Genomic DNA, 13,379 nt, shown 5'->3' on the forward strand with positions numbered 1-13,379 from the left:
ATGGATTTATTATCCGGAGTTCAGGTTAAACACAAAGTATAGTTACGCATAGTATCGTGGCCGCATTTGGCGGTTTTGCGAGATTCTATTTATTAAATATTCTAATAAATAATTGCAACAGTATACCTACTTTTTAAATTAGACGGTGATGATTTATAAATGGCTGATGACGTATTGCTTAAGCATGAAGCGCTTGTAAATGAATTAAAACAGTATTTGGGAAATGCTAAGTTTGATCTCATTTTCAAGTCAAAAACTGCCGAGTTAACTAAACCCGAGCAGTTTTTAATAAAAATGGAAATGTCGCGTTTATCTCAGCCGATAGACCGCTTTATTGATCTTCGTGGTTTAGTTACTGGCCAAGTAAAACCATATGAATACAAGGGCAAGCAACACTTTATGGATGACACCGCTATTGAAGTATTCGAAGCGGCTATAAAACAACATAAAGATTACACCCTTGCAGTATACGAAGCGGTAATGAATACCGAAAATAATTATCGCGTATTACAACAGCAATCAATTACACCAAAAAAAGTAGAAGCTAAACCACAACATGAACTGACCACCAACGTTATTAAATTTGCAGCTTATGAAAATCGCAGTGAAGAGCGGATGAATTACTCAATTAAAATTACTATTGAGTATGACGGGCAAGCAAAAATCGATGCGAGTACCTCTGATATTTCACTCAGTGGTTGTAAAATTAAGTTGGCGTCGCGCTATAACTTAAAAAAAGGTCAGCTTATAAATATGCATTTAGTAGGCTTAGAGCAAGATTTTCAGCTTGGCCTAAAAAGTGGCGTTAAATATGAAGTCGTTGCGATAGAAAACACCTCTGAAGAATTTAATCATATCCGCTTAAAGCGTACATTTGAAGAAAATAACAGCGCGTTTGATCGTTTTTTAGAAAGCTTTATTCATGGTAATAAACGCCGTTATAAAGTGAATTTAGATAACACCCTGGATGCGGTTGTTTCTAAAGGGTATGAACAATATTATATTCCTAGGGTTAATTCTTTATATGTTTTTATTAGCCAGCAAAACGGCGTTTATTATCCTAGCCTGAGCTTAACCACTGAGAACAGTTTATTTATTCAGCGTTACTTTACTGATGAACGCAAAAAATCATGTCTTTACAATGTGTTAAATCATAAGCGTATTCGTACCTTGGCGCTAAAACCTGTGGCAGTAAAAGAAGAATATTTGTATACCTTTACCCATGTCTCTGCAGGAAAAATTTATTACTACTCAGCAACTCGTTCTGAGCTTGAACAACAAACACAATTAAAAGCGTTATTTTTTGGTTTTGGTAGCCGAAGAGACAGTTGGCGTTGCTTTAAATTACAACTAATGCCGAGTCATACTGAAGATGCTTATATTCCTTTATCTTTACCTAACTCTTTAGGTAAAGATATTGAGAAACTGAATAAACCACCTTCACCACGTGTTGAAGGCGCGATAAAAGACGTAAAATATTTAATGCTACTTACCCAAGTTGGTAATGAGCATGAACAACAGCATTATCAACAATATGAATTTGATAAAGCCTTAGCCAATAAATTAAAATATTTTGGCCACAGTAAACATGCATCTCCACCGGAGCTCAACACCGTGCCTCTAGAGTATGTAAATCTTCGCTCTAATAAACGCTATTTATACAAAACTAATGTAGTGATTAATACTCGTGATGCGGTATTGCATGGGCATACCCGTGATTTTTCAATATTTGGCTTACAGCTAGAGTGCAATCAAGAAGTGGACTTTAAAAAAGGCGATATTGTTTCGTTATCATTTCCTGATTTGCAAAAAATTACCAAAAACTATTCATTAAATCTTATTCAATATGAAGTCATGGCAGTGAGCAAATCGCAGACTACGATTAATTTGAAAGCGCATGCAGATAAAGGCTCATCTCATACTGGGGTCGATTTTTTTACCCTTTTAATCAATAGTAATAAACAAAAATTAAAAGTTGCTGAAGAGTCACCTAAAGTACCCGGGCTTTCTACAGCACTTAGAAATATGGTAACAAAAACGCTTTGCCAGTTTCCGATTTATTTACATAAATCAATGGCGCATTTTGAAATTGGCGCCATGGGATTTGGTTTATACCCAAGCCCACTGCATGTTATTTTACAAAATTTTGCCTTGTTGAATGCTAAAACAGACTTATCGAATATTATTACTAAAGCGCATATTATTGATGTGATCACCCCTAATATTAAAGATCGCACCCGTCAAGATCCGCCATTAGAGTTTAGTTTAGTAATTAACTTCGATCCTAAAAAAGAAAATATAGCCGATGCCATTACCAGCCAATGTGTTTTAGGTACTGACTGTAGCGAGTTTAAACAGCAAGTAAGTAAAGGGCTTAAATCTGAGCTGGTTTTTATAATGCGTTTATATATTTCTCGCACTGGTCGACTCGATACTGACTACTTAGCAAACGAGCTAAAATACGTTAGCCAATACGCAATTCACAAGGCAAAAGACTTAGAGGATGCATTATGGTCTGTATCAGGTGTGGGCGACATTATTGATGTAAGTGATGAAGCACTTGAGCATTTAGCGCTCAACCAACAACAGGTTGAGCAAATGTCTAGACGAAAGCTAATCTGGTTAAATCGTTTACGTTAAACCTGTGATGGGTTTAGCGGAACCGCCAGCATATATAACAGTTGTAATAACGAGCCTTGGCAAATAGCTGCTTGGGCTTGCTCAACTACTTTTGGTTTACCATGTACAGCAACGCCTAAGCCAGCTTGAGCCATCATTTTTAAATCGTTTGCACCATCGCCTATGGCAACTGTTTGGCATTTTTCAAGCCCCAGCTTTTGTTGTAGCGCGTTTAAAACAACCGCTTTTTGCTCAGCATCAACAATCCCACCTAACACTTTACCAGTTAGTTTATTGTCTTTAAATTCCAGCACATTAGCATGCACTTCATCTAAATTAATTAGCTCCTGCACTCGCTCAGCAAACGGCACAAAGCCGCCCGATGCAATCGCTAAATACCAATCGTGGTGTTTTAAAATTTGGCATAACGCTTTAATACCTGGCATTAAAGGCAGTGCACTTTTAAGCTCATCAATTAAGCTCTTTTCAATGCCTTCGAGCTTGGCAACACGCTGGTGTAAGCTTTCGCTAAAATCAAGCTTACCTGCCATTGCCTGCGCGGTTACGTTGGCAACCTCGTCGTATACATTCGCTAAGCGTGCAATTTCATCAATACACTCAATAGTAATGGCCGTTGAATCCATATCCATTACCAATAATCCTGTTTTTTGTAAATCAGGGGGGCTAGTTACTTGCACTAACTGACACGCCAAGGTATTTGCAAAAGTTTGAAGTTCAAGTGGGTTTATTGCGCGCTCTGCACTTTCTATATAAAAACATAATGCCGGAGATAACCCTAAATCTGGCTGATATTGACAAATTGCTGTTACATTTTGCTGGTGAGCCGCAAAAAATTCAATAATGCTATTAATATGCTGCGTATTAAAGTCACCGCCAAATGCAATACCAAATAGCCCTTGGTTTCTGTTCGGTGTTGTATTTAGTGGTGTAAAAACACCTTGTTGGTAGCTAAACCACTTATTAAGAATAAGTGATGATGATAATAGCTCAGCGCTTTGCTGTGCCATGTTCGCGTTCGACATGGGATCTCCGTTTATATTTCCTGACATTTAGCTCATTGATAATAAGGATATGAGATACAAAATTCGCCATCAGGGGGGATTTAGGGTTATAGTGTAGTTGTAACATCAAATCAAAATGCTGTCAGCAGCATAAACGGTGACTATGAAAAATAACCATCTTAAAAATCCACTTACAGCCTCGCAAAAAAAGCGTTTAATTCGTTTATTATTGGCCGCTGGCTGCTTTGTATTATTAAGCTGGGTAGGAATAAACAGTAGCTTTCAAAGCCATCAACTACTGTATGATAGTGCTAATAGTGCAGCCAAGTCACTCACTCAGTTTATGGCACTGAATGCCAAAAACCCGCTGATAGAGAAAAACAAATCGCAGCTCACCACCTTGTGCAACAATATTAGTAAAGATGAGTTTGTTCTTTCAGCCACCATTTATGATAAACAAGGTGTAGTGCTTGCAAGCAGCGATAACTGGCAATCACATCATGTATATGGCTTACTACCAGACTCATCGCCTGGCATTAGTAAGTTAAAAACACCGTTTGTTGAACAAGTTATTTCTGACGACAATCGCCCTATTGGCTTTGTATCTATTACCTATTTAACGCGTGCTGCGGTATCTTCAAGCCATAATCATTTTCACGATTTAGGTCGCCAAGTATTACTTATGCTAGTGATTGCCTGTATTTTTACTTGGCAATTAGGCCGAGGGTTAAAACGCTGGCAAGTAAATCGCTATATACAAAAAACCTCAGAGCACGAATCATAAAGCTGCTCAGCTAATCGATATTTATCGCTATTTGGTTTTAAAGCATAGAGCGCATTAAACACGTTAGGAATATGCAGAGGGGTATTTATTTCCCCTTGATAACCATTTAGCGGCATTGAAGGTGAATCAGTCTCAAGCACTAAATGCTGTGGCTCAAGCTTTGCTACAACCGCACGTGTTTTAGCAGCCCGTTCATAGGTTATAACCCCACCCACTCCAAGCTTAAAGCCCATTTTTATATAATTCTGTGCTTGTTGTATTGGGCCTGAAAAAGCATGGATCACACCGCCGTTTTTTGGCCTACAACGCTTAAACGATTGCGCTATTAAATCATGGCTTTGCCTGTGATGCACAATCAGCGGTAACTCAAGCTCATTAGCAAGGGCTATTTGTTGCTCAAACAGAAAGGTTTGTTTTTCAAGATTTTCGATACTGCGATCTAGCCCGCACTCCCCAATAGCCACCAGCTGAGTTTTGTTTGTTTTAGCAAAGTTATACAGCGATTCTAAGTGCGATTGCTGATGTTGCGCTAAAAAATAAGGATGTAGCCCTGCCGCTATGCTGACTTGTGGGTAGGTTGCTTTAAACTCAAGTAATTTTTGAGATTGCGCCAAGCTAATACCTGGCACAATAAATTGTCTAACGCCCTTTGCTACACAGGCATTAATGAGTGATTCGCGGTTTGTATCAAACTCACTAAAATCGAGATGACAGTGTGAGTCTATAAATTGCAAAGCTAGCGGCCAACTAAGGGTTTAAGCGCGTTATTTGCCAGCTATTATCGGCCTGACGCTGATACATAAAGCGATCATGCAGACGATGCGCTCCGCCTTGCCAAAACTCGATTTTTTGTGGCACAACACAATACCCGCCCCAAAAATCAGGGAGTGGAATTTCGCCTTTAGCGAATTTGTTTTTCATGTTGGCAAAGGTCTCCATTAGCACCTTGCGCGATGAAACTGGACGGCTTTGTTGCGACGCCCATGCGGCTAATTGACTTTCTTTAGGGCGAGATAAAAAGTATTTAGCGACTGCCGCTGTAGGTAATGGCTGCGCTTCACCATACACAATTACTTGGCGTTCCATTGGGTGCCATGGGAAGTGCAAGGAGATTTTATTATTACCTTTAAGCTCTTGTGCTTTACGTGAACCGGTATTAGTAAAAAACACAAAACCGTTATCATCTAAATGCTTTAGCAACACAATACGCTGTGAAGGCTGACCGGTTTCATCGACCGTAGCGACGACCATAGCTGTAGGATCAGGCAAGTTACTACCAACAGCATGCTCTAGCCAAGTTTCAAACTGCTTAAACGGATCATCAAGCAAGTTGTCTTCACTGAGCGCATCTTGCAAGTATTCACGACGAATATCTTCGAGTTTCATAAAATTCCCTCTAGGTTCTAGGTTCTAGGTTCTAGGTTCTAGGTTCTAGGTTCTAGGTTCTAGGTTCTAGGTTCTAGGTTCTAGGTTCTAGGTTCGTCAAAGTTTATAAGCGCTCTGTAATACGTGTCACACTTTCCTAGTGCCTAAAGCCTATTTCTTCCTAGTACCTTGTTACTTTTGTATGTGACTTAGGCTAAATAGTTTTACCAACGCAGCTAAAGCGAACTACACGCAGCAGACACTCACCTAAGTAGTTTAGTCTAAGATAAGGCGGACACTCGACTTATCCCTATGAGCATACGTAGTTGTATGTGATTAGGGTCAGTCGAGTGGACAACGCAGTATTAGATTAAAATACGGCGGTGATTACATTTGCTCCATGACTTCTATACCTAGTAAATCCAATCCTGTGCGCAGCGTATCTGCCACTAAATTACACAATACTAAACGGCTATCACGAACACTTGGCTCTACACCCTCTTTAAGTACAGGGCAAGCTTCGTAGAATGTCATGTATAGGCTAGCTAGTTCGTATAAGTAACCACATAATACGTGCGGTGTGGCTTCATTGATCATCAGATCAAGAACTTCTTCTAACTGCAATAATTTAAGCGCGAGGGTTTTCTCTTGCGGCTCAATAATGCTCACATCAGCCTTTAAGCTTGCAGCATCAACACCTGACTTACGGAAAATACTGCGAACACGCGTATACGCATATTGTAAGTAAGGGGCTGTTGCACCTTCAAAACTTAGCATGCTGTCCCAGTTGAATATGTAATCGCTGGTACGGTGTTTAGAAAGGTCAGCGTATTTAACCGCGCCAATACCTACTTTACGGGCAATTTCACTACGATCTTCGTCAGATAAATCTGATTCACGTTCAGCGAGTTTGGCTGCTGCACGAGTAATTGACTCTTCAAGTAAATCAGCTAATTTAACCGTACCGCCTGTACGGGTTTTAAATGGTTTGCCATCAGCGCCCATCATGGTGCCAAATGGGCAAAACTCGTAACTGGTTTCATCACGTAACAAACCGGCTTTACGCGCAGTAAGCTCTACTTGATTAAAGTGAAGGCTCTGGCGCGCATCAACAAATATCAAAATACGCTCAGCGCCTAGTTTGTTTGAACGGTAATCACACGCGGCTAAATCTGTGGTTGCATATAAGAAGCCGCCACCTGATTTTTGTACGATAAACGCTGAAGGCTCACCGTCTTTATTCGCCAGCTCATCTAAAAATACCACCTGTGCGCCTTGCGACTCTACTGCAATATTTTTATCTTTTAATAAGCTTATAATATCGTTAAGTTCACTGTTATAAGCACTCTCAGCCATAATGTCGGCAGGCGTAAGGGTTACGTTTAAACGCTTATATACTTCCTCAGAGTGCTTCACTGAAGTGGCAATAAATAGTTTCCACAGTTTTTCACAGTGTGCGTCGCCACTTTGCAGTTTAACTACGTAGTTACGTGCTTTATCGGCAAAACCTTCTTCGTCATCAAAACGCTTTTTAGCATCGCGGTAAAAAGTTTCTAAGTCAGCAAGCGCAACAGTATCTAAGTCAACACCTTGGTTAATTTGATCTTCTAAATGCGCAATCAACATACCAAACTGTGTGCCCCAATCACCCATGTGATTTTGACGAACAACGGTATCGCCTCTAAATTCAAGTGCGCGTACTACCGCATCACCAATAATAGTTGAGCGTAAATGACCTACGTGCATTTCTTTTGCAAGGTTCGGCGATGAGTAATCAACCACTACTTTTTGTGGTTTGGCGTGCTCATTTACTGCAAGTTTTGCGTGGTTATTAGCGGCTTGTACGCTTTGTGCTAAAAACTCTGGCTTTAAGTGAATATTAATAAAACCAGGGCCAGCAATTTCCGTTTTTTCGGCAATGTCGCTTACATCTAACTGATCAATAATTTTTTGCGCCAATTCACGCGGATTACTTTTCATTTTTTTAGCTGCGCCCATCGCGCCATTAATTTGGTAATCACCAAACTGTGGACGTGTGCTTTGCGTAACCGCTGGGTTAGTATCTTCTGGCAGGCCTGCAGCGGTCATAGCGGCAATGGCTTTTTCTACTAAAATAGTACGAATATTCATTATATTATTTACCTTTATAAGCCCGCCAAAGCAGGCTTTGTGTTAATTCTAGTGGCTAAGTGTTAATTCTCACGCGTGTGGTTAAATGTCACTTCAGGGTAACGCTCAGTCGACAAGTTAAGATTTACACGACTCGGTGCGATATAAGTTAAATTATCGCCACCATCGAGTGCTAAGTTGCTTTCGCACTTACGCTTAAACTCTTCAAACTTTTTAACATCATCACAGCTAACCCAGCGGGCTGTATTTACATTAACGCTTTCGTAAATTGCATCAACGTTATATTCAGCTTTTAAACGCGCTACAACCACGTCAAACTGCAACACACCTACCGCACCTACAATTAAGTCATTATTAATTAATGGTCTGAATACTTGTACTGCACCCTCTTCTGAAAGCTGTACCAATCCTTTTAATAACTGCTTTTGTTTTAATGGATCGCGCAGACGAATTCGGCGGAACAATTCAGGGGCGAAGTTTGGAATACCGCTAAACTTAATTTTTTCGCCTTGGGTAAAGGTATCACCAATTTGAATCGTACCGTGGTTATGCAAACCAATAATATCACCAGCGTAAGCATCAGCCGCACGCTCACGATCGCCTGCCATAAAGGTTACCGCATCAGAAATACTGACTTGTTTACCGATACGCACATGATTCATTTTCATGCCTTGGCTATATTTCCCCGACACAATACGCATAAAGGCAATACGGTCACGGTGCTTTGGATCCATGTTGGCCTGAATTTTAAATACAAACCCAGTGAAGTTTTCTTCTGTGGCTACAACTTGGCGGTCTTCTGTCTCACGTGGTAATGGGGTTGGCGCCCACTGAGTTAACCCATCTAAAACATGATCTACACCAAAGTTACCAAGTGCGGTACCAAAATACACAGGCGATAACTCACCCGCTAAGAATAGATCTAAATCAAATTCGTGTGATGCACCAATAACTAGCTCTAGTTCATCGCGTAACTGCGCTGCAAGTTCATCACCAATGGCTTGGTCAAGCTCAGGGTTATCGAGCCCTTTAATGCTGCGTACTTCTTGAATAGTGTGACCTTGACCTGTTTTATATAAAATGGTCTCTTCGTTATGGATATGGTAAACACCTTTAAACTCTTTACCACAGCCAATTGGCCAAGTAACAGGTGCACAGGCAATATTTAGCTCTGTTTCTACTTCGTCGAGTAGTTCCATTGGGTCGCGAATATCACGGTCACATTTATTCATAAAGGTAACAATAGGCGTGGTACGCAGGCGTGTTACTTCCATTAGCTTACGGGTACGTTCTTCTACACCTTTAGCAGCATCAATTACCATTAAACACGAATCTACCGCGGTTAAAGTTCGGTATGTATCTTCAGAGAAGTCTTCGTGTCCTGGGGTATCAAGTAAATTAACTAACGCATTGTTATATGGAAATTGCATTACAGAGGTAGTAACAGAAATTCCACGCTCTTTTTCCATTTCCATCCAATCAGACTTAGCATGCTGATTAGAGCCACGGCCTTTTACCGTTCCAGCTTTTTGAATTGCTTGTCCGAATAACAATACTTTTTCAGTGATAGTGGTTTTACCCGCATCCGGATGCGAGATGATCGCAAAGGTACGGCGTTTATTAATTTCGCTAAGGAGATTTTGGTCTGCCATTAAAAAGGTTCTTTTAGTTGATATACGGATGTATTTGTATTTTAGTATGCTGAGCTTTTAAGGCTAAAAACAAGCTAACCTCTAAAGCTCAACATACCCCAACAAGAACCCAAATTAGCTCTTGTGACGCTATCCGTTAAGTTAATCGTAATTAAAGACTATTTTCGCTGATCTTGGCTTTATAAACAATCAATGGTTGGTTATTAACGGATCTTTTTTAAGTTTGGTGTTTTCAGCGATTATTAACAATAACGCTATAAATTGCCCACTAACTTAACACCAAGCTTGAGTAATAGGGCTGTAAATCATATTATTGGTCGATTACATGGAGGATTTGATGTTGGGTAATGAAAACCAGTAAGCTAAGTATTCGATTATTATGGTATATAACTCCACTGGTTATACTGCCATTGTTATTTTTAGGGGGCTTTACGCTCACTAATGTGACCAACTCTACGCAAAAGCAGGCCGACTTGATTATGAGTCGCTTTGTAGAACAACAACAGCAAAAAGTATTCAACTATATCGATTCTTTTCATGCAACGGCTAAGTTACTCTCTGCTTCACCGGTACTAAGTGACTTTTTAGCTAAAGATTTATTTGAAGACGCCAGCTATACCTATCGCCTTGGCGCGTTAATGGACGTATTTGCCAGTTACAGTGAAGCCTACCCTGACATTATTAGTATTAACTTAGTCTCAAAAACCGGTAAAAGTGACGCCTATTACTCCAGTAATTTAACCGTAGCGCCCAAATCCTACCCATTTTTTGATCAAGTAAAACAAAGTAATTTAAGCCAGCAGCAGTTTATGGTGCAAAAAGAAGATGGCACCACTAACTTATACTTTGTGCAGCGCATATATAGCGTCGACTATTATTTAAAACGCCCACAACAATTAGGCTTTATTATTCTTAAAGTCGACCCCTCTATTTTAAACACCAGCATTTTAGAAGCCCCTTATAACAATACATTAAATTTGTTACTGGCCAACGATGGTAAAATTTTATTTAGCTCCGATTATAAAATGCGTGGCCACTATGTCAGCGAGTATGAACTAAATAAAATTAACGATTTAGCGGATATAGGTAGCTTATCAACCATTGAACTTTCAAGTGTGGATAAAATAGAGCGACTGATTTTTGCAGCCCAAATGAGTGGCGGCTACTATTATGTGTCGACCATTCCAAAAGCAGTATTGTATCAGTCAGGCAAAGCAATTAGTGTGATCACTGGGCTAATTGTAATTATTTCTGTGATCACCCTACCAATCTTAATTTTTATTGTGGTGCGTAATTTACTGCTTAACCCAATAGAATTATTAGGTGAAGCAAGTCATCGCGTTGGTGATGGCGACCTCTCTGTTACACTCCCTGCATATACTACGGATGAAGTAGGAATACTGTTTAACGACTTTAATCACATGATTAACCAAATTAAGCATTATCAACAGCAACTAGAAGAATATAAGCATCACTTAGAAGACAAAGTAGAAAGTCGGACTAAGGCGCTTGAGTCGATGAACAGTAAGCTTGAAACCGCCATCGCCCAAGCAGAACAAGCAAACCAGCTTAAAAGCCGCTTTTTAGCCAATATGAGTCATGAAATTCGCACTCCGCTTACAGCCATTATGGGATTTACAGAGCAACTACTGCATAGCGAAAAACCAACCAATGACAAACATCATTTAGGCACTATTCTACGTAACTCAAAACATTTGTTAGAGCTTATTAATAACATTCTCGATCTTTCAAAAATTGAAGCCGAAAAACTCGCGGTTGAGCAAACGCCGTTAAATGTTGTACAACTTATTCATGATGTTGAATCAATCATTAAACCTCTAGCACAAGAGAAGCAGCTGTCATTTACAATTAATTATGCACTTCCGCTACCGCATACTATTAATAGTGATATTACTCGCTTAAAACAAATACTGATTAATATTGCCAGTAATGCGGTTAAATTCACTGAGCAAGGTCAGGTTACTATAACCGCTAAATACCAAGCACCAAAAACGCTTACCTTTGTTATTGAAGATACCGGCATTGGTATGTCGTCAAACCAAATAAAACGATTATTTACGCCATTTGAGCAAGCCGATGCTACAACGACACGTCGGTTTGGTGGTACGGGGTTAGGGCTGTGTATTTCAAAAAACTTAGCTCAGTTACTAGGTGGTGATGTAAGTGTAACCAGTGAGGTGGGTGTGGGTAGTTGCTTTACCATCGATATAGATTGCCATTTGCATAATAGCCTTGGCGGCAATTTATTATTAACCGAGCATTCTCAACTAACACCAGAAAAGGATCCGCAGCTATCTTTTGCAAGCAACAGCTTTGATGCGCATATTTTGGTAGCAGAAGATAACCCCGATAATCAGTTACTGATTAAATTGCTATTACAAACATGGGGATTAGAGCCCGATATAGCCAACAATGGTGCACAAGCGGTAGAAATGGCTCTGGTAAACGACTACCAGCTTATAATCATGGATATGCAAATGCCGGTTATGGGTGGGTTAGAAGCAACTAAAATGCTCAGAGATGCGGCCTATGATGGCCCAATTATCGCTCTGACCGCGAATGTGATGAATCATGATATTGATACTTACCTTGAAGCAGGCTGTGATAAAGCGCTGGGTAAACCCATTGACAAAGACGCACTAGAAAATGTATTAGTCAGCTATTTACACCTTGAACGTGATAATCAAAACAAGTGGGATAGCTTATTGAAGAGTGAAAAGTTTCAGCAAATAAATGCTAATTATTTAGCAAGTTTACCTGATTATTTACAACAGATAAAAGCACTATATAACAGCCGTGACTGTGAGACATTACGCGCCCTTGCCCATAGTATTAAAGGCAGCGCTGGTTGTTTTAACTTTGATGAAATTTACCAAAGCGCCTCAGCGGTTGAACAAAGCTTAAAAGGCAATGATATGCCACAAAGAGAAAAACACGTTGCAGAACTTATTGCCGCAATAGAGCAAGCCATCGCTAATAAGTAATCCTTAAAAATTTAAACCCAGTGCCATGCCCATTAAAATCGCGTCTTCAAAGCCGTTTTTATTGGGTGCGTCACTGGGGTAATAATTTTTACGCACTGACATTTCAATAAAGCCTGCTCGTTCATACAAAGCAATCGCCCGTGTATTAGATTCGCGTACTTCTAAAAATAAGTTTTCGGCGCTTTGTTGCTCACCATACGCTATAAACTGCGTTAATAACTGCTGAGCAAATCCTTGTCCCTGAAAGCTTGGGGCGACACAAATATCCATTAGAGTAAAATCGGGTCCTGCTTTTTCACCAATATAAAAACCTATCATTTGCTCTTCATCGAACGCCGCTAAATTAAAATAACGTCCCTGCAAACATGATTGCATTGTTTTTAATGTCCAAGGATGTGTGTGGCAGCTGGTTTCAATGGCCATAAGCTCATTGATATTCTCACCGGTAACCGATTTAAAGTGTATCAAGGTATTCACTCATTAATGCCCATAACGCACGTTTTTGTGCACTGGACAGGGAAGAATCAGGCAAGCCTAATTGTTGCTCATTAAACTCAATAGTTGATGATTTAACAATCTTGTTAATTATTACAGGCGCAAACGCACGCTCAATATCATCTTTTAACGTATCACAGAGTGTTAACGATGAATTAGCTGACTGCTCTGACGGAGCTGGGCGAAAGTGTTGATTAAGTTCAAGCTTTTCTATACCAAAAACAGATGCGTAACGTGAATGCATAACGACTCGATGGAATTAGTAAGTTGAATAATATATGAAGTAATCAAAACGATGTAAAGAAGA

The 13,379-nt window shown here is 39.8% G+C and carries 10 protein-coding genes; 3 read left to right on the forward strand and 7 right to left on the reverse strand.

Features of this window, described 5'->3' with window-relative positions; all coding sequences use genetic code 11:
* Positions 1-159 precede the first annotated feature (159 nt).
* Positions 160-2,640 carry a PilZ domain-containing protein gene (locus AN392_RS14025; RefSeq protein WP_055013067.1) on the forward strand — a complete coding sequence of 827 codons (2,481 nt, stop codon included), beginning with the start codon at positions 160-162 and terminating at the stop codon, positions 2,638-2,640.
* Here AN392_RS14025 and serB read toward each other — a convergent pair.
* Complete coding sequence (serB, locus tag AN392_RS14030; RefSeq protein WP_055013068.1) at positions 2,637-3,662, reverse strand: phosphoserine phosphatase SerB; 1,026 nt, start codon at positions 3,660-3,662, stop codon at positions 2,637-2,639. The genes AN392_RS14025 and serB overlap by 4 nt on opposite strands.
* 142 nt (positions 3,663-3,804) lie before the next feature.
* Here serB and AN392_RS14035 point away from each other — a divergent pair, with 142 nt between their 5' ends.
* Positions 3,805-4,425, forward strand: a complete 621-nt coding sequence (locus AN392_RS14035; RefSeq protein ID WP_008110298.1) for an AhpA/YtjB family protein — start codon at positions 3,805-3,807, stop codon at positions 4,423-4,425.
* On the opposite strand, the gene AN392_RS14040 is transcribed toward AN392_RS14035, so the two are convergent.
* The 4 genes from AN392_RS14040 to prfC form a co-directional block, all read right to left on the reverse strand.
* A complete protein-coding gene (locus AN392_RS14040; protein ID WP_055013069.1) occupies positions 4,392-5,159 on the reverse strand; it encodes a TatD family hydrolase in 768 nt (255 codons plus the stop codon). The genes AN392_RS14035 and AN392_RS14040 overlap by 34 nt on opposite strands.
* Before the next feature lie 13 nt (positions 5,160-5,172).
* A complete protein-coding gene (gene pdxH, locus AN392_RS14045) occupies positions 5,173-5,811 on the reverse strand; it encodes a pyridoxamine 5'-phosphate oxidase (RefSeq protein WP_008110293.1) in 639 nt (212 codons plus the stop codon).
* A gap of 366 nt (positions 5,812-6,177) precedes the next feature.
* Positions 6,178-7,920, reverse strand: a complete 1,743-nt coding sequence (gene argS / locus AN392_RS14050; RefSeq protein WP_055013070.1) for an arginine--tRNA ligase — start codon at positions 7,918-7,920, stop codon at positions 6,178-6,180.
* A 62-nt stretch (positions 7,921-7,982) separates the two neighbouring features.
* On the reverse strand, positions 7,983-9,572 hold the full coding sequence (gene prfC / locus AN392_RS14055; protein WP_010387708.1) for a peptide chain release factor 3: 1,590 nt from the start codon (positions 9,570-9,572) through the stop codon (positions 7,983-7,985).
* A 347-nt stretch (positions 9,573-9,919) separates the two neighbouring features.
* On the opposite strand from prfC, the gene AN392_RS14060 reads away from it, so the two are divergent.
* On the forward strand, positions 9,920-12,577 hold the full coding sequence (locus tag AN392_RS14060; protein ID WP_055013071.1) for an ATP-binding protein: 2,658 nt from the start codon (positions 9,920-9,922) through the stop codon (positions 12,575-12,577).
* Between the two features lie 3 nt (positions 12,578-12,580).
* On the opposite strand, the gene rimI is transcribed toward AN392_RS14060, so the two are convergent.
* Together rimI and AN392_RS14070 are read right to left on the reverse strand one after the other, a co-directional pair.
* Complete coding sequence (gene rimI, locus AN392_RS14065) at positions 12,581-13,045, reverse strand: ribosomal protein S18-alanine N-acetyltransferase (protein WP_171039131.1); 465 nt, start codon at positions 13,043-13,045, stop codon at positions 12,581-12,583.
* Positions 13,032-13,316, reverse strand: coding sequence for a hypothetical protein (locus tag AN392_RS14070; RefSeq protein WP_055013072.1), 285 nt, complete (start codon positions 13,314-13,316; stop codon positions 13,032-13,034). Before AN392_RS14070 ends, rimI begins: the two co-directional genes overlap by 14 nt.
* Positions 13,317-13,379: the final 63 nt, after the last annotated feature.

It is taken from the genome of Pseudoalteromonas sp. P1-16-1b (genome assembly GCF_001401785.1).
Taxonomy (GTDB): domain Bacteria; phylum Pseudomonadota; class Gammaproteobacteria; order Enterobacterales; family Alteromonadaceae; genus Pseudoalteromonas; species Pseudoalteromonas undina.